Origin of the sequence: Polaribacter sp. WD7 (assembly GCF_003335085.1) — a bacterium.
Lineage (GTDB): Bacteria > Bacteroidota > Bacteroidia > Flavobacteriales > Flavobacteriaceae > Polaribacter.
Window position 1 is genome coordinate 346,910 of record NZ_QPEJ01000016.1, and the last position, 19,121, is coordinate 366,030.

The 19,121-nt window shown below is 31.6% G+C and carries 14 protein-coding genes; 6 read left to right on the plus strand and 8 right to left on the minus strand.

Translation table 11 applies throughout. From position 1 onward, the window contains the following. The first annotated feature begins 12 nt into the window (after nt 1-12). Entirely contained in the window at nt 13-1,281 is a 1,269-nt protein-coding gene (locus tag DUT90_RS05705) for a C40 family peptidase (protein WP_258848505.1), read from the plus strand. Between the two features lie 244 nt (nt 1,282-1,525). On the opposite strand, the gene serA is transcribed toward DUT90_RS05705, so the two are convergent. Together serA and DUT90_RS05715 are read right to left on the minus strand one after the other, a co-directional pair. Beyond that, on the minus strand, nt 1,526-3,418 hold the full coding sequence (gene serA, locus DUT90_RS05710) for a phosphoglycerate dehydrogenase (protein WP_114426204.1): 1,893 nt from the start codon (nt 3,416-3,418) through the stop codon (nt 1,526-1,528). Nucleotides 3,419-3,559: 141 nt separating this feature from the next. Beyond that, nucleotides 3,560-4,381: a hypothetical protein gene (locus DUT90_RS05715; RefSeq protein WP_114426205.1), complete on the minus strand. Its 822-nt coding sequence runs from the start codon at nt 4,379-4,381 to the stop codon at nt 3,560-3,562. Nucleotides 4,382-4,568: 187 nt separating this feature from the next. Between DUT90_RS05715 and gcvP the strand changes: the two genes are divergently transcribed. Beyond that, nucleotides 4,569-7,454 (plus strand): aminomethyl-transferring glycine dehydrogenase, encoded by a 2,886-nt coding sequence (gene gcvP / locus DUT90_RS05720; protein WP_114426206.1) that lies wholly within the window; start codon nt 4,569-4,571, stop codon nt 7,452-7,454. 346 nt (nt 7,455-7,800) lie between these two features. On the opposite strand, the gene DUT90_RS05725 is transcribed toward gcvP, so the two are convergent. From DUT90_RS05725 to DUT90_RS05745, 4 genes are all read right to left on the minus strand, one after another. Beyond that, nucleotides 7,801-8,757, minus strand: a complete 957-nt coding sequence (locus DUT90_RS05725) for a YpdA family putative bacillithiol disulfide reductase (protein WP_114426207.1) — start codon at nt 8,755-8,757, stop codon at nt 7,801-7,803. A gap of 132 nt (nt 8,758-8,889) precedes the next feature. Further along, nucleotides 8,890-9,849, minus strand: coding sequence for a hypothetical protein (locus DUT90_RS05730; protein ID WP_114426208.1), 960 nt, complete (start codon nt 9,847-9,849; stop codon nt 8,890-8,892). A 145-nt stretch (nt 9,850-9,994) separates the two neighbouring features. Then, nucleotides 9,995-11,500, minus strand: a complete 1,506-nt coding sequence (locus DUT90_RS05735; RefSeq protein WP_114426209.1) for an FMN-binding glutamate synthase family protein — start codon at nt 11,498-11,500, stop codon at nt 9,995-9,997. Nucleotides 11,501-11,737: 237 nt separating this feature from the next. Next, nucleotides 11,738-11,989, minus strand: coding sequence for a type B 50S ribosomal protein L31 (locus DUT90_RS05745; RefSeq protein WP_114426211.1), 252 nt, complete (start codon nt 11,987-11,989; stop codon nt 11,738-11,740). A 177-nt stretch (nt 11,990-12,166) separates the two neighbouring features. On the opposite strand from DUT90_RS05745, the gene DUT90_RS05750 reads away from it, so the two are divergent. Both DUT90_RS05750 and DUT90_RS05755 read left to right on the plus strand, forming a co-directional pair. Continuing rightward, nucleotides 12,167-13,210 carry a glutaminyl-peptide cyclotransferase gene (locus DUT90_RS05750; RefSeq protein ID WP_114426212.1) on the plus strand — a complete coding sequence of 348 codons (1,044 nt, stop codon included), beginning with the start codon at nt 12,167-12,169 and terminating at the stop codon, nt 13,208-13,210. Nucleotides 13,211-13,252: 42 nt separating this feature from the next. Next, nucleotides 13,253-14,770: a hypothetical protein gene (locus DUT90_RS05755; RefSeq protein ID WP_114426213.1), complete on the plus strand. Its 1,518-nt coding sequence runs from the start codon at nt 13,253-13,255 to the stop codon at nt 14,768-14,770. A gap of 150 nt (nt 14,771-14,920) precedes the next feature. Here DUT90_RS05755 and DUT90_RS05760 read toward each other — a convergent pair whose 3' ends face one another. Beyond that, a complete protein-coding gene (locus tag DUT90_RS05760; RefSeq protein WP_114426214.1) occupies nt 14,921-16,201 on the minus strand; it encodes an amidohydrolase family protein in 1,281 nt (426 codons plus the stop codon). 65 nt (nt 16,202-16,266) lie between these two features. On the opposite strand from DUT90_RS05760, the gene DUT90_RS05765 reads away from it, so the two are divergent. Beyond that, the gene (locus tag DUT90_RS05765) at nt 16,267-16,947 is read left to right on the plus strand and encodes an SDR family oxidoreductase (protein ID WP_114426215.1); all 681 of its coding nucleotides are present in this window, start codon (nt 16,267-16,269) and stop codon (nt 16,945-16,947) included. Nucleotides 16,948-16,976: 29 nt separating this feature from the next. Next, nucleotides 16,977-17,570, plus strand: coding sequence for a SprT-like domain-containing protein (locus DUT90_RS05770; RefSeq protein ID WP_114426216.1), 594 nt, complete (start codon nt 16,977-16,979; stop codon nt 17,568-17,570). Nucleotides 17,571-17,593: 23 nt separating this feature from the next. Here the strand turns inward: DUT90_RS05770 and DUT90_RS05775 are convergent, their stop codons facing one another. After that, nucleotides 17,594-19,066, minus strand: a complete 1,473-nt coding sequence (locus tag DUT90_RS05775) for a DUF389 domain-containing protein (protein WP_114426217.1) — start codon at nt 19,064-19,066, stop codon at nt 17,594-17,596. Nucleotides 19,067-19,121: the final 55 nt, after the last annotated feature.

A 19,121-nucleotide genomic window follows, 5' to 3' on the forward strand; every position in this document is an offset into this window, starting at 1 on the left:
GATTTTAGAAAAATGATTTTATCAAAGATAAAACAATTGATTTTGGCAATGAATTATTTGACTTTAAAAATTGTTATCTTTAGTGCTTTAAAATACAAACGATTAATGAAATTGTTGAAACACAACTACCTTTTACTACTAGCTCTACTAATTTCTTGCAATAGTAACACTATACTAGAAAGCGGTTTAGAATCTGTTAGCGAAAGTATTGAATCTAAATACGCACCAGACAAAAGAGTAGCCATATATGCCATAGATATTGATAGTTCTGAAGATAAAATTTTACTTTTTGGAGAAACAGACTCTAAAGTTGCCTACAAAAAGCTTATTGATAGTATAAAAAGTGTTTCTGTAGATTTTGTGAGTAAGGTTAGAATTTTACCAGATACTGCTGTTGGTAACAACATATATGCTATTGCAAGAAATTCTGTAATTAACATACGTTCTGCCCCAAAACATGCGGCAGAATTAGGTACGCAAGGTCTTTTGGGAATGCCTTTAAAAGTACTGGACAAAAAAGGAGATTTTTATAGAGTTCAAACTCCCGACAACTATATTTCTTGGGTTGATAAAGGAGGGATTACTACTATGAATCAGGGTGAGTTTGAATCTTGGAATACTGCCGAAAAAATAATTTTTACTAAAAATTTTGGATATGTCTATTCGGCTAAAAATGATACTTCCGAAATTGTGTCTGATATTACCTTAGGCGGAATTTTAAAATACATTGATGAAGATAGATTTTACTATACGGTAGCGTTTCCTGACAAAAGAACAGGTTTTGTAAAAAAGGAAGAAGCTCAAAAATATTCAATATGGTTAACAAATAATAGTGCAACTCAAGAAAACGTAGCAAAAACTGCTCTAAGCATGACTGGTTTTCCTTATTTATGGGGAGGCACCTCTGCCAAAGGAGTAGATTGTAGTGGTTTTACCAAAATGGTGTATTTTATGAATGGTTATATTATTCCTAGAGATGCATCTCAGCAGATACATGCAGGCAAAATAGTTGATAAAAAGCTAAATTTTTCTAACCTCCAAAAAGGTGATTTATTGTTTTTCGGAAAAAAAGCAACTGACACTAAAAAACAAAGGGTGACGCACGTTGGTATTTGGTTAGGAAATGATAATCAAGAATATATTCACGCTTCAGGAAATGTGCATATTTCTTCTATGGATGAAAATAATCCTTTATATGATCCGTTTAACAAAAACAGATACTTAGGTAGTAGACGTTATTTAGGCATAAAAGATAAAATGATTATTGACTTGAAGAAATAATGAATTTAAATGTTTCTTATAGAAAATTAGAAGTTTATATTTCTAAGCAAAACATTTATTAAATAAGTTTAGCCCAGATTGAAACGGCATCCTTTTTTATAACTGTTCGATTTTTTTGTGAAGAATGAACAAAAAACATCAACAGCAAATAAAAAAGATAGAGTGGAAAGCTGGAAATAGCTTCAAAAAAAGAAACCCTTCAAACTTTTAACTTGAAGGGTTTTTCTTTTTTATAAAAATTTACTTAATACAAAACTCTAAACTTAATTGTACCTTCTACCGCTCTTAGCTCTTCTAATACTTCTTTATTGTATTCTTTATCCAAATCTGTAATAACATACCCCACTTTTGGGTCTGTAGATAAGTATTGACCATTAATGTTTAAATCATATTTTGCTAAAATTTCATTAATTTTAGCCATAACACCAGGTACATTTTTATGAATATGTAAAAAACGATGCGCATTGGTTTGTCTTGGCAAACGAATATTAGGGAAGTTTACAGCATCTACAGTGTTTCCAGAATTTATGTATGCCATAATTTTACTTGGTACAAAATCTGCAATATCTCTTTGTGCTTCTTCTGTACTTCCACCAACGTGAGGTGTCAAAATAACGTTATCTAACCCTTTTAATTCTGTAATAAATTCTCCATTTTTTCTAGGCTCAGAAGGATACACGTCTACTGCTGCTCCTGCTAGCTTACCAGATTTTAATGCCGATACCAACGCTGGTATATCTACCACAAATCCACGCGCTAAATTTACCAAAACAGCTCCATCTTTCATTTGAGAAATTTCTTTTGCTCCAAAGAAATTTTTGTTTGCAGGATTGTCATCTACGTGTAAACTCACAGCATCAGAAATAGACAATAATTCTTCTAAAGTGCCTACTTTAGTTGCATTTCCCAAAGCTAATTTATCTTCTACATCATAGTAATATACGTCCATACCTAAGGCTTCTGCTAAAATAGACAATTGCTTACCGATGTTACCATAACCTACGATTCCTAATTTCTTAGCACGTACTTCTCTAGAGCCTTGTGCTGTTTTGTTCCATTGTCCGTTATGAATCTCTGTACTTCTTTGAAATACAGAACGCATTAGCATAATAATTTCTCCAATAGCCAACTCTACAACAGAACGGGTATTACTGTATGGTGCATTAAATACAACAATTCCTTTTTCTTTACAGGCTTCAAGATCTATTTGTTTGGTACCAATACAAAATGCACTTACCACCATTAATTTTTCTGCAGCATCTACTACTTTTTGAGTTACGTTTGTTTTAGAACGAATACCTAAAACGTGTACGTCTTTTATCTTTTCTATCAATTCTTCTTCCGACAAACTTTTAGAAACGGTTTCTACAGAAAAGCCATCAGATGATAGTTTTTTAAACGCATCTGGGTGTACATTTTCTAGCAATAAAATCTTAATTCTGTTCTTTGGGTAACTTATATTTCTTGGCAACTTGTTAACGTATAAAAATTCATCTAAATTAGGAGCTATATAATCTGCATTTCTAGTTGTTTTTTCTCTAGAAACGTTTTCTGTATAAGCAAAAAACTTATCTGCTATACCAGCTTCTCGAGTTACATAATCACTATAACCATCTCCTATTACTTGTATTTCTCCATCAAGGTTCATATCTTTTAAACACTTGATTTTTCCATTGTGTTGTGATAGTGGGTTACTACTATCAAAACTAACAATTTTTCCATCCGTATCAAATTCAAAAGTATTGGCATATACTCTCTCTGACGGAATGTTGTATTCTGCCACAATTGGATCTATAAACTCTTTAAATCCGCAAGAAATTACATAAATATCGTCCGCAAAATTTTCAAAAAATTCTTTATTGCTTTCAATAGATTTTGAAACTTGCTTTTTAAGTGCTACTACCAAAGCATCTAAATCAGATTTATTAGCTTCTAATAACTTAATTCTTCTTTCTAAAGATTCTGTAAAAGAGATTTCGCCATCAATACCTAAATTTGTAATATCTATTATTTCTTGAATAATAGCATCTTTTTTGGGATTGTTGGTTAATGTAATTTCTGCTAAAACATCTAAAGCTTCTACACGAGTTAACGTGCTATCAAAATCGAAAATATAATTTCTTTTTGTGCTAATCATTACTTCTAAAATCTTGGTTGATTTAAGTGTGTAAATCTACAAATATAGTGGGAATTTTAGAGGCTAAATTGTAGTTTTATGATATTTACTTTATTTATCTTTAATATATAAATATTAACACAAAAAAATCATTTTTTTAGACTAAAAATTGTCAAATCCTAAAAGAATTAGCCACCAAATAATAGGTAGCGCTTCTACCCATAAAGAACTGTAGTATTTTGATTGGTTAATTTTAGACCTCATTAAGAATAGTAATGTTAAAAAAAAGAACACCATAAATGGCGTTTTTACCATATTTGAAGATGAAGCTAAATACTCTAAAATCAATGAAAAAATCATTAAAATAAGTCCTAGTTTTTTTGTTTTTTCAACACCTATTTTCTTGGGAATAGTTTGTAAAGAAATGGCATCATATTTTACATCTCTAATATCAAAAGGTAGTATTAAAATAACAACTATTAAAAAGCGTTGCAACAGCATAAAAATTACTTGTGTATTGATTGCTTTCTGAGCATCAATTACCGGAATTAATACTGTAAAACCTGTCCAAACCAACGCTACAACAACAATTTTTAAATAACTAACTTGTCTTAAATTTTTTTCAAATCCGCTTAAAAAAGGGACTGCATACAACACTGTTAAAACACCAAACGGCAACATATAACACAATGTATGTGTATCTATTTGAAATGTAAAATAACACAAGCCTACAAAACTAAATAATGAAAATAGTTGTATTGCTTTTAAAGTATTGGTTAAACTTCTATGATGTAGTTTGGCAACCCCTGCATATTTAACAAAATTATATCCTGTAATTGTACCAAAAAACAAAAAACAATTCAAAGCAGTATTGTTATCTAAATTAAAGTAAAGTGCTGTTATTCTTAAAAAAGCAACAGCAGATAAAGCAACATGAATGCTAGCATTTAAATAAAAATTAAAAAGGAGTTTTAACAACTTCATATTACAAAAATAGGTTTTCTGTTCATAACAGTGTTTTTTAGTTAATAATTAACAGTGTTTTACTAAAAAACAACTGAATCATATTTCTTTTATTGCTTATTTTTGTTGCTTAAAATTTTATCGGTTTTGCTTCTAAATTTTTGAACTACTAAATCGATTGAAATGTACTTTAATTAAACTTTATTTAATGAACACAAATTCGTTTCAACTAAGACATATTGGTCCTAATAAAAAGGAACAAAAAACCATGTTAGCTACTATCAATGCTGATAGTTTAGAGCAATTAATTCAAGAAACCGTTCCAGAAAATATTCGTTTGCAAAAAGATTTAGATTTAGCTCCCGCAATGAGTGAATATGAATACTTAGCTCACATAGAAAAAATCTCTAAAAAAAATAAAGTTTTTAAAAGTTACATTGGCTTAGGCTATCATGAAGCAATAGTACCTAGCGTTATTAAACGTAATATTTTAGAAAACCCAAGTTGGTATACTGCGTATACACCTTACCAAGCAGAAATTGCTCAAGGGCGTTTAGAAGCATTGTTAAATTTTCAAACTATGATTTGTGATTTAACGGGAATGGAATTGGCAAATGCCTCTTTGTTAGACGAATCTACAGCTGCTGCAGAAGCAATGGCTTTATTATTTGATGTTAGAGAAAGAACTCAAAAAAAAGCTGGAATAAACAAATTTTTTGTTTCTGAAGAAATTTTACCCCAAACCTTATCTGTTTTGCTAACACGCGCTACGCCTATTGGAATAGAATTGGTGGTTGGTAACCATGAAGAATTTGATTTTTCTGATGAATTTTTTGGCGCTATTTTACAATATCCAGGAAAACATGGTCATGTTTTTGATTATACAGACTTTGTTGCAAAAGCAAACGAAAACAACATTAAGGTAGCCGTTGCTGCAGATATTTTATCTCTTGTAAAGCTAAAATCTCCTGGAGAATTTGGGGTAGATGTTGTGGTAGGCACAACACAACGTTTCGGAATTCCATTAGGTTACGGTGGCCCTCACGCTGCCTATTTTGCAACCAAAGAAAAATACAAAAGAAGTATTCCTGGAAGAATTATTGGAGTTACTAAAGATACGGACGGAAATACCGCTTTACGTATGGCTTTGCAAACTAGAGAGCAACATATTAAGCGAGAAAAAGCAACTTCTAATATATGTACAGCGCAAGTTTTACTTGCCGTTATGGCGGGTATGTATGCTGTTTATCATGGTAAAGATGGTATTCAATTTATTGCAGATAGTGTTCATAATAAAACAAAATTAGTAGCTGATTTCTTAAAAAAAGCTGGCTTTACCATTGTAACAGAGAGTTATTTTGACACTCTTTTAATTGAAATAGATACGTTAAAATTAAAAACAATAGCAGAAAATGCTGAAGTCAATTTTAATTATATCAATGATAAGTATATTTCTCTTTCTCTAAATGAAGCAACAACTCAAGAAGATTTAATGAAGTTGTTTACAATTTTTGGACAACTTAAAAAGCAACCAGATACTGCTGCTGCAGAAAGCGAAGGAGAATTTCATCAAATTGTAGCTCAAAAATCATTTACGTCAGATTTTGAGGTGATTCATGAAAATGTAAAAAGAAATACTTCTTTTTTAGAAAGTCCTATTTTTAACACCTATCAGTCTGAGACTGATATGATGCGTTATATCAAAAAACTAGAGCGTAAAGATTTGGCTTTAAATCATTCTATGATTTCTTTAGGATCTTGTACCATGAAATTAAATGCTGCTTCAGAAATGTTACCTTTAAGCAATGCGCAATGGGGTAACATTCATCCATTTGTACCAATAAATCAAGCAGAAGGGTACCAAGAAATTTTACAAAAGCTAGAGCATCAACTAAATATTATTACAGGTTTTGCAGGCACCTCTCTTCAACCGAACTCTGGAGCTCAAGGTGAGTTTGCGGGTTTAATGACTATTAGAGCTTATCATGAAAACAATGGAGATACACATAGAAATATCTGTATTATTCCGGCTTCTGCACATGGTACTAATCCTGCTTCTGCAGTTATGGCAGGAATGAAAGTTGTAGTTACTAAAACAGACGAAGATGGTAATATTGATGTGGCTGACTTAAAAACAAAAGCTGAAGAACATTCAGAAAATCTTGCAGCGCTTATGGTAACATATCCATCTACTCATGGAGTTTTTGAAAGCGCAATACAAGAAATTACAAAAATTATACACGACCATGGTGGGCAAGTTTATATGGATGGAGCTAACATGAATGCTCAAGTAGGGTTAACTAATCCTGCTACGATTGGTGCAGATGTTTGTCATTTAAATTTACATAAAACCTTTGCCATTCCTCATGGAGGCGGGGGCCCTGGAGTTGGTCCAATTTGTGTTGCTCCTCAACTGGTTCCGTTTTTGCCTACAAACCCTGTAGTTTCTACCGGAGGAGATTGTGCTATTACAGCTATTTCTGCTGCCCCTTGGGGTTCTGCATTAGCATGTTTAATTTCTTACGGATACATTACTATGCTAGGGTTTAAAGGATTAACAAACGCTACAAAAAATGCTATCTTAAATGCCAATTATATTAAAGCAAGATTAGACGGTCATTATGATACTTTATATACAGGTGAAAAAGGTCGTGCAGCGCATGAAATGATTATTGATTGTAGAGCATTTAAAGATAGAGGTATAGAAGTTACAGACATTGCCAAACGTTTGATGGATTATGGTTTTCATGCACCTACGGTTTCTTTTCCTGTTGCGGGTACCATGATGATAGAACCAACTGAATCTGAAAGTTTGGCTGAATTAGATCGTTTTTGCGATGCTATGATTTCTATACGTAAAGAAATTGTAGAAGCTACTAAAGACGATACCAATAATGTTCTAAAAAACGCACCTCACACCTTAAAAATGGTGACTTCAGACGACTGGGATTTTCCATACACTAGAGAACAAGCTGCTTTTCCTTTACCATTTGTGACAGACAATAAATTCTGGCCATCTATACGAAGGGTAGATGATGCTTATGGAGACAGGAACTTAATTTGCTCATGTAATCCTATTGAAGATTATATGTAAAAACGATTTTACCAAATACAACCACTTCTAAAATGAAGTGGTTTTTTAATGGCTTGTCTTAATCATTTTTTATTAAAAATCTACTTTTCGCTTTTAAATCTAGCAATTCATATTATCTATTTAGTCTACCTAAAATAAGATTCAAAAAAATTAGATTGTTTTTGTTCCTGCTTATTTTTATTCAAAAAAAACTACCTAAAGATGTTTATAAAGAGGGTGAGATATTCCTCTATTAATTGTAGAGAATTGAGGAAAAAAATTTCTTCTTTAAAAACTACATCTAAACAATAGCATAAAAACCAAAGCATGCCAAATTCTAGCAAAAAAAGTTTCTTTCTTTATCTTATTATTTTACAATAATATCTTCTACAATCATTTTGGCATGGATACGTGAGTTTTCTATAAACCACTTATGCGTTTCCATTCCTCCACAAATAACTCCCGCCAAATAGATACCTTTCACATTAGTCTCCATTGTTTCTTCATTGTAAGTAGGTTTTTTGGCATTGTCTTTAGATAAGGTAATTCCTAATTGTTCTAAAAAATTAAAACTAGGCTTGTATCCTATCAATGCTAAAACAAAGTCATTTTCTATTGTTTTTATCCCCTTTTGGGTTTCTACATCTATTTCAAATGGCCTTATTTCCGTAATATTTGAATTGTAATATACCTTTATACTACCTTCCTCTATTCGGTTTATAATATCTGGTCTAACCCAGTATTTTACGCGCTTTCCTATCTCTGAACCACGAATAATTAAGGTGACTTCTGCACCTTTTCTCCAACATTCTAGAGCTGCATCAATAGCAGAATTGCTTGCGCCAACAATGGCCAATTTTTGACCTGCATAAAAATGAGGGTCTTTGTAATAATGAGTAACTTTAGGTAATTCTTCCCCTTTAATTTCTAATGTATTAGGTATATCATAAAATCCTGTAGCTAAAACTACATTTTTACAGGCATAAGAAGCTTTTGTTGTTTGAATATGAAAAGCACTTTCACTCTTGTTAATTTCAATTACTTTTTCAAACAGTTTAAGGTTGAGTGTATTAGACGTTACTATTCTTCTATAGTATTCTAAAGCTTCAGTTCTACTTGGTTTTGCTTCTTTACTAATAAACGGAATATCATCAATTTCTAAACGCTCTGAAGAAGAAAAAAACTGCATATTTACAGGGTAATTGTAGATAGAATTTACGATAGGCCCTTTTTCTAGAATAATATAAGATAATTCCTTTTTCTGCGCTTCTAAACCGCAAGCAATACCAATAGGACCTCCTCCAACAATTACTATATCTAACATAAAATACTGGTTTATTTTTACAAAGATACTGAAGCTATGGTTAAAGAAAAAGTATCCAAATTATACAAAAATGTAAAAAAATACATCTAACGCCTAGATGTATTTTTTTAACTTTCTATTAGTAGAAAAATGTTACTCTACTTCTACTTTTCTATAAGTAGTATCTGCCCATCTTATTTGTGCTCTTCCCCCTTTTACTCTATAGGCACCATATCTAATTCCAGATTGTGTTCCTTTTTCTGGTTCTGGAATATTAAATCTAAAAGTTTCTCCTCCAATAACTGCGTCTGCATAGTGTATTTTCTTACTTGCATCATTAGGATCTTCTCTAAAACCTACCTCTAATACAATACTTGTTGGTTCGTTTTTCTTAATGTTTGTTAAGTACACAAATTGTCTTCCGTTTGCTCCAGAACCACCTCTAAAATTAATCTGTTCTCTATATATATCAAAAGATACCTGAACGCGGTTACCGTTTTCATCTGTCCCAAATACTGGTCTTGCAATATACAAACAAATTGCAGGATCTGCAGATCCACCACCTCCTGTGTGCTTTCCTTTAGCCTGCATTATATAGGTACCACTATCACTTTCTCTTGGTGTGTCTGCCGCTTCTAAAATTCTTACTGTACCGGTAAACCTAGCAAAACTTCCTACTCCGGTAGTTTGAGATCTAGAAAGAGAACGTTCTATTCTTGGTTGAAGGGTATTGGCTTTATCTTGATGATTAGACCCATCTGTAATATTATATACTCCCCAAGTTTTTCCAGCATAAAAACTTTCTTTATAGTTAGCATAACAACTTCTATCATCTATTTTACCGACGTTTACTGCTCCAACAATGTCTGTTTCTCTGTTAGAATTTGTGCCCTCTGTAGTACATTCAGTAATTTCGCTTGTATCTTCATCTAATTTTTCTTGTTCACTTTCATCTCCACTGTCACCCTCTGAATCTCCATTATTAGAATCTTCGGCAATAATATCTTCTATCTCATCAACTACTTCACTTTCTGACTGACAAGATGAGAATGTAAAAGAAAAGGCTAAGGCAATAACCCACAAAAATCTAATATTTTTAGAAATGCTATTCATATGTTTAAATATTTGTTTAAAGTATTACGCATTGTTCTTCTGTATTGATACTACTATTTTTGTATATACAGTAACTACGTATATCCATTTTCAAAAACAATGCCAAAAAAGTAAGTTTAGCATCTAGAAATATTAAGAAATTAATTTAAACATAGATTTCTGCTAAGCTAGAAATTTTGCCATCTTTTCTTCTTTTATAAACATATTTAGCATCTAGCTCTTGTACAGACGTAAGCCCCATGGCCGCAGTCATTTCTTTAACTGCTTTTACAGTTTTGTCATGGTAATTTTTAACCCTACTATTTTTCTTTTCTACCACTAAAGCTTTTACCAAATCTTGATTTTGAGTAGCTACTCCTACAGGGCAAGAATCTAAATTACATTCTCTTGCCTGAATGCAACCTAAACTTAGCATAAAACTACGAGCCATACCTATAGCATCTGCTCCCAATGATAGATATTTGACAATATCAAAAGCATCAATAATTTTACCACTAGCAATTATTTTTATTTGGTTTTTTAACCCATATTGTTGCAACAATTTATTAATAAAAACCAAACCCTCTACTAAAGGTGTACCAATATAATTTGTAAATTCTAGAGGTGCCGCACCTGTACCTCCTTCACCACCATCTACAGAAATAAAATCTGGATAATTATTTGCTTTGGCAAAAGCTTTAATCATTTGTTCTATTTCTTGATTATTACCTACACAAAGTTTGATTCCTACAGGTTTGCCTCCAGACAAATCTCTTACTTTTTGAATGAATGTAATCATTTCTTTATAGTTAGAAAATGCTGAATGTCCTGGTGGCGAATCTACTTGTGTAAAAGGTTCTACTGCACGAATTTTTGCAATTTCTTTTGTATTCTTTTGTGCAGGAAGAATTCCTCCATGACCTGGTTTTGCACCCTGAGATAATTTAATCTCAATCATTTTAACTTCTGATTTTTGTGCATTTTTTTTAAAAATAGTATCATCAAAAACGCGTTTATTATCTACTGTTTTTCCTGCTCCAAAATAACCTGTACCTACTTGAAAAATTAAGTCTCCGCCTTCTAAATGATAAGGAGATACTCCTCCTTCTCCTGTATTATGTGCAAAGTTTCCCATTTTTGCTCCTTGGTTTAAGGCTTGAATTGCATTTTTACTTAAAGACCCAAAAGACATGGCAGAAATATTTACGATAGAACTGCTATATTTTTGAGTACATTTATCTGATCCAAAGAGCACTCTTTCTCCTTTTATTTGATTATGATCTTTAGGAAATAAGGAATGTTTTACAAATTCGTATCCTTTTTTATAAACATCGTGTTGGGTACCAAATGGAATTGTTTCTTTTTCTAATTTAGAGCGTTGGTAAACAATACTTCTTTTTTCTCTATTTATTGGAGTTCCATTTAAATCGTGTTCTATAAAATATTGTTGAATTTTTTCTCTTTCATCTTCAAACAACCATCGTAAACGTGCTACCAAAGGAAAACTTCTTAATAAAGAGTGCTTTCTTTGAAAGCTATCTCTTAATGCTATGAGTGTTAGTATTGTTGATATTGACAACAACACAATGTTGCTTGTCTCTGGAATAAAATAAACCAAAAGACCTAATAAAACAGTTACTGTTATTAGTATAGAAAGTATGGTGTTTCTCATTATAAAACTTTTAAAAAAAACGATGTTAAAAGTACTCTTTTCTTGTAAATTAATACCAATAGTTTGCAAATAAGTTGCGTTAAGGATTGTAGTGGAAATCCTTTTTGCGTGGTAACCGCAAAAAGATTGTAACGAAAAGCCTGACCTGAAAGGTAACGCCCAAAAAAATAAATTCTTAGAATTAAAAAAACCTCAACGTTTGTTGAGGTTTTATATATCTTCAAAATTTTAGAAAGCTTATTTCTTAAATTTTGCGTATTTGCTTTTAAACTTATCAATACGTCCTGCAGTATCAACCAATTTAGATTTACCAGTGTAAAATGGATGAGATGTTCTTGAAATCTCTAATTTTACTAAAGGATACTCAACACCATCAACTTCTAAAGTCTCTTTAGTGTCTGCTGTAGAACGTGTTATAAATACATCTCCGTTAGACATATCTTTAAAAGCCATCATTCTATAATTTTCTGGATGAATTCCTTTTTTCATTTTATAATATTTTAATACTTTAATGTTATGTTTGCACTGAGTAAAGTTGGTAAGGTTTTACTCTAATTTCTAAATAGTTGTTTTTTACTATTTTGAGGATGCAAATTTAACGATAATTTTTAATTTACAAATAAATAATTTGTTTTTATTTGAAACTCCAAAAACGAAACATTTAAAATGAAGCATACATTGTACTCAATTCTATTTTTTTTATCTTTTTTATTGACAATTTCTTGTTCTGACGTTTATCAATTTGAATTGGCTCATAAAAAACAAGTTACTTTAAACGAAACGTTTAAAATAACGTTATCTGAAAAAGAAAATAAGCCTATAAAAAGTATGCAGTTTTTTATTGATGGAAAAGAGGTAAATTCTGATAATTTGTCTTTAACTGTGAACACCGCTACTTATGGTTTAGGAAAACATTCTGTTTCTGCACTTGTGTTTTTTGATGATAAAAGTAAAAAAATAAATAACTCTTTTGAAGTTTTAGCTAATAAAAAACCTCTTGTGTATAAGTATAAAATTATAAATACTTACCCACATGATACCAAAGCATACACTCAAGGTTTAGAGTATTACAATGGTTATTTGTATGAAACTACAGGACGTAGAGGGCAGTCTTCTTTGAGAAAGGTTGATATTAAAACAGGTAAAGTGTTACAAAAAACAGATTTAGATAAGCAGTATTTTGGTGAGGGAATGACAATTTTTAACAATAAAATTTACTGGTTAACATGGCAAGCTAAAAAAGGTTTTGTATACAATTTAGACACTTTTGAACAAGAAAGAGAGTTTACTTACCATAAAAGTAAAGAAGGCTGGGGATTAACAAACAACGGAGTTGAGTTGATAAAATCTGACGGTACGAATAGAATCTGGTTTTTAGACCCCGGAACTTTACAGGAAAAAAGATTTTTACAGGTTTATACAAATAAGTATGCCATAGCTAATATAAATGAATTAGAATTGATTGAAGGTAAATTGTATGCCAATAAATACCAACAAAACACCATTACAATTATAGATGCTAAAACTGGTATTGTTGAAGGTTTGGTAGACTTAAGACCTTTAGAAAAGGAGATGAAAAAAACTCAAAATTTAAAACCTCAAGATGAAGTTTTAAATGGTATTGCTTATGATAAAGAAAATGACAGACTTTTTGTTACGGGTAAAAATTGGGGCAAGCTATTCGAAATTGAATTAATTGCAAAACAATAATCTAGTTATTTAAAAGTTGTACTGTTATACAAAATTGATTATATGAGGTATTTATTAGCACTTTTATTATGTGTAGTTCTAGTTTCTGTAAGTTCTTGTAGAAAAGATTTTGAAACTTTACCGAGTTTTGGGCAACTACAATTTTCTAAAGACACTGTGTTTTTAGATACGGTTTTTACCAATATTGGTTCTGCTACATTTAATCTAAAAGTGTATAACAGAGGCAATAAGCCTATTACCATACCTAGAATTGCCTTAGAAAACGGAGAAAGCTCTAACTACAGATTAAATGTAGATGGTATACCAGGAAAAACCTTTGAAGCCATAGATATACTTGAAAGAGACAGTATTTTTATTTTTGTTGAAACAACTGTAGACATTAACTCTGTTCCAGATCCACTATACACAGATCGTATTTTGTTTGATAATGGTGACAACCAACAAGATGTAGATTTAGTAACACTTGTTAGAGATGCTAATTTTATTTTTCCTGGTAAAGATGCTATTAGCATGAAAATAGACAGCTTAACTTTAGACGGAGAACCTACTACCTTACAAGGTCGTTTTTTAACGGATGATGAGTTGACGTTTTCTAATAACAAACCTACTGTTATTTATGGTTTTGCTGCTGTACCTGCCAACAAAACACTAACTATAAATGCTGGTGCTAACATCTTTTTTCATGACAATTCTGGACTTATTGTAGACAATGGAGCAACACTTAAGGTTAATGGTACACTTGCTGAAAAAGTAACTTTTGAAGGGGATCGTTTAGAAAGTAGTTTTGATGATGTTCCTGGTCAATGGGCAACTATTTGGATGCGAGCAGGAAGCAAAGAGAATGAAATTAAACACGCCATTATTAAAAACGGTATTGTAGGTGTTTTGGTAGACAGTATTGGATCTTCAAGTTCACCTACTTTAACTATAGAAAATTCTGAAATTTACAACAACTCTAGTTATGGTATTTTAGCAAGACAAGCTGCTATTACTGGTAACAATATTGTTATTGGTGATGCTGGTCAAGTTTCTTTTGCAGGTACTGTTGGTGGTGCCTATAATTTTACCCACTGTACTTTTGCCAATTATTGGAACAACAGTTTACGACAATTGCCCGCTGTTTTAATAAACAATTTCTTTACGTTTACTGACGAAAATGGGCAAGAAACTGCAGAAACAAGAGATTTAACTGCCGCTAATTTTATCAATTGTATTTTTGAAGGAAACAACGATTTTGAGTTTTTGCTTGATAGATTAGACGGAAGTGCCTTTAATTATTTAGTAAGAAATTCTCTTATCAAATTTAATCCAACCTCAGAAGAAATTAGAAACATTCCCGAAATGGATTTTGAAGGCAATGTTTTTTATCGTGATAATATTATCAATGGTTTTGCAGACTTTAGAGATCAACAAAATAACGACTTTATTATTGGACAAGATTCAGACGCCATCAACAGGGCAACTTCTTCTTCTTTTTCGTTTGATATTTTAGGTGTTGATAGAAGTAATACTCCTGACATTGGGGCTTATCAGCATATTGAATTTGAGGAGGAAAAGTAAACAGATTATTCTTTGTTTTTCTGAATTGCGTTTATAAAATAAATCAATAAACGCTCTTTTTTCTATCAAAATTTAAATTATATAGAAAATTAAACTTAATTTAATTCAGGATAGAGAATTAGTATAACATACAAATGCTATCCTTTTATTCTATTTTTTATAAACTACTCCGTTTTTCATAACAAACACAACGTTTTCCATAGTCTCTATATTTTGAATAGGATTATCTTCTACAGCTATTATATCTGCGTAAAAACCTTTTTGAATTTGACCGATTTCATTTTCCATTTTTAGCAATTTAGCATTGGTAATTGTTGCTGATTGAATTGTTTCCATAGCTGGCATTCCTGCCTCTACCATATATCCAAATTCCTTTCCGTTATTGCCGTGTTTAAAAACACCTGCATCTGTACCAAATGCAATTCCTACTCCTTTTTTATAGGCTCTTGCAAATGTTCCTTGAATTTGAGGCCCCACAGCTAGTGCTTTTGGAACAACAATATCAGGGTAAAACCCTTTAACCTTAGCCTTCTCCTCAACTTCTTTACCTGCAGTAATTGTGGGTACTAAATAAGCATCATATTTTTTCATTAATGCCATAGTTTCATCACTCATATACGTTCCGTGTTCTATGGTTTTTACGCCTCCTATAATTGCTCTTTGCATCCCTTTATCTCCATGAGCATGAGCCGCAACGTGCATTCCATAATCTTTAGCAGTATCGCAAATTGCCTTAATTTCTGCTATAGTAAATTGTGGATTATCTCCTGACTTTGCAACACTTAAAACACCTCCTGTTGCCGTTATTTTTATACAATCTGCTCCATTTTTATAACGTTGTCTTACTGCTTTCTTAGCATCTTCAACAGAGTTTACAACACCTTCTTTGGGCCCTGGGTCTCCAATTAATTTTCTACTACTACCGTTTGTAGGATCTCCATGACCTCCTGTGGTTGCCAACATCTTACCTGCCGTAAAAACCCTTGGTCCAGGAATTTTACCTGCGTTAATTGCATTTCTTACAGATATATTTACACCTGTACCACCTAAATCTCTTACTGTTGTAAAGCCATTTAATAACGTTGATTTTGCAAAACCAACAGCGTTAAAAGCTATGTCTGCCTCGTCGTTAATGTATTTATTTAGTCTTGTTTTTGCATCAAACTCTAACTCTACATGCACGTGCATATCTATTAAACCCGGCATTACTACCTTATCTTTTAAATCAATTGTTTTTGCTGTCTTACTCTTGGGTGAAATATAACCGTCAAAAACTTGTACTATTTTATTTTCTTGAACTAAGATTGTTTTTTTAGATTCAATTTTTCCTGACTTGGTATCTACTAATTTTCCACATAAAATATAAGTAGATTGTGCCAATACATTTTGTAAAAAGAAAACAGCAACAAGGAATACAATTATTTTTTTCATTTGAATACATTTTGTCTTTAAATGTATGAAAATTTGAGTAATTTGCTTTCTTAAATTAAGGAATAATGAAGAATGTTGTAATTACAGGTACAAGTAGAGGCATAGGTTTTGAATTGGCACAACAATTTGCAAGCAATGACCATAACGTATTGGCTTTATCTAGAAACACAAAACCACTAGAAACTGTAAATCATCCTAATATAAAAACTATTTCTATAGACTTATCTTCTACTACAAATTTACATAAAGTTACCAATTTTATAAATGAGGAATGGAAGTCTGTTGATATTTTAATAAATAATGCTGGCAAATTGATAAACAAACCTTTTACAGAGTTAACTCAAGAAGATTTTTTTGAGGTTTATAAAGTAAATGTTTTTGCCGTTGCAGAACTCACAAAACTATTAATACCTAACTTAAAAGAAGGTGCACATGTGGTTACTGTTAGTAGTATGGGTGGCATTCAAGGCAGTATGAAGTTTCCTGGTTTAGCTGCTTATTCTTCCGCCAAGGGCGCAGTAATTACCTTATCTGAGTTGCTAGCAGAAGAATATAAAACACAAAAAATTGCTTTTAATGTATTGGCTTTAGGCGCAGTGCAAACAGAGATGTTACAAGAAGCTTTTCCTGGTTATGAAGCTCCGATAAGTGCACTTGAAATGGCAGATTATATTTATAATTTTGCATTAACAGGACACAAGTTTTACAACGGAAAAGTCTTACAAGTTTCTTCTACTACTCCTTAATATTTTCTGTAAATTCTCTAATTAATACCATCTTATTGGATTATAAAAATTTTATACCTGCTGAGGCTATTCCGTTTGTTCAATTTTTGATTTATGAGCATTCTTTTGTTTTAAAAATTGTAAACCAACGTCAAACTAAACATGGAGATTTTAGACAATTGCAGCATGGAAAATTTCAAATTACCGTTAACAACAACTTAAATAAACACCAGTTTTTATTAACCTTGATACATGAAATTGCACATCATGTAACACATCAAAAATTTGGGAGAGTACAACCTCATGGTCAAGAATGGAAAACTGTATTTCAGCACTTAATGCTTCCTTTTTTAAAGCCAGAAATTTATCCTTTAAAAATATTACCGCATCTTGCCAATTACCTTAAAAACCCAAAGGCGAGTACAGATACAGATGTTAATTTATCTCTGGCTTTACGAGGAAATAGTGCAGAAGATGGAAAACATTTTATTTTTGATATCCCTCAAGGTGATTTTTTTGAATTTAAAAATACCATTTACAAAAGAGGTCACAAACGTAGAACTCGTTTTGAATGCTTAAACATGACTACAAAAAAAGTATACTTGTTCAATCAAAATGTTGAAGTTGTAAAAATCAACTCTTAAAAATATTACTTTAAAACACCTCTTTAACGCTCTCTTTTAAGAAAAAGAGTATCTAATTCCAATTCTTTTTGCAGCCAACTTCTTAGTTCTTTTTCTTTTGTATTGACAATACTATCCGGAATTTTGATACTCCATTTTATAGTTGCTATAGGCATTGTATCTATTTTGATAAAATCTTTAGAAGACAAAACGCTTGCAAACCCAATTTCTTCAATATCTACATATCTAATTTTAGCATCTTTTGCTATTCTACTAAAAGCAACTACCTTCTGATTTTTATTTAGAGCATCTTCCTCTATTCTTTGATTTAAAGAAGTTATGGTTTCCTGCAAATCACTAATTTGTTTTTGCAAACCTGCAATGATGTTTTTACTCTCTAATAATTCTTCTCTTTTTTCTTTATACGCACTTGTAATCAAAGCAAAACTTTTGGTATCACTCCCTTTAATTTTTAAAGAAAAACCTTCTAAATTTGGATATTCTTTGGCATCCGCTAACTCATTAGTTAAATCATTTTCTGTAGCTTCTGTAACCTCATTAAAAAAGTTTAAAGAAATCTCCTTTTTATCTAAGTCTCTACTCCAATCCATCAATTGTAAGTACTTGTTAGATTTTATTTCATTGTTAATAAAACCATTAATTTGCGTATTTATTTGATTCTCATTAAACACACGAATAAATGTAAAAATTGCAGGAATCATTACAGAAACACCTACAATTGTAGCTACAGTTGCATAACGTTTTCTCTTGGCAGCATTTGCATATTTATGCATTGGAAAACGCAACAGTTTTAATACAATAAATGTTGCTAATGCAATAAAAATAGTATTAATTGTAAATAAGTATAAGGCTCCAAAAAAATATTGCCAGTTCCCTTTTGCTAATCCATAACCAGCTGTACATAAAGGAGGCATCAACGCTGTACCAATGGCAACCCCAAAAATCACTGAAGCTATTGTACCTCTTTTAGTTCTTGCAACCATTAAAGCTAAACCTCCAAAAAAAGCAATTAATACATCTCTTATATCTGGACTTACACGCCCTAATAGTTCAGAATTATCTTCGCTTAACGGAAAAAAGTAAAAGAACAAAAAAGAAGCTAATAAACTCAACCCTATCATTGTTCCTAAATTAGTCAAGGATTTTTTAAAAGTAACAATATCATTTAAAGCAAATGACATCCCTATTCCTAAAATAGGTCCCATAAGAGGAGAAATTAACATGGCACCAATAACAACCGCTGTAGAATTTGCATTTAAACCTATAGAAGCCACAAAAACTGCAAATATTAACACCCATGCTGTTGCCCCTTTAAAAGGTATATCTGCCTTTATTGCTTGAAGTGTAGCTTCATGATCTGTATCCTCTCTAAAATCTAAAAGTTCTTTAAGGTACTGTTTTATACTCTCTAAAAAACCTTTGGCATCTTTTTGCAGGTTTTTTTTTGACTCTTCTTGACTGTTTTGTGCTTGTTTTTTGTGAGTTTCTTCTTCCATCAAAAAATAATTTTATCTTGGTGAAGGTACAAAAAAGTACACTTAAGATAGTATT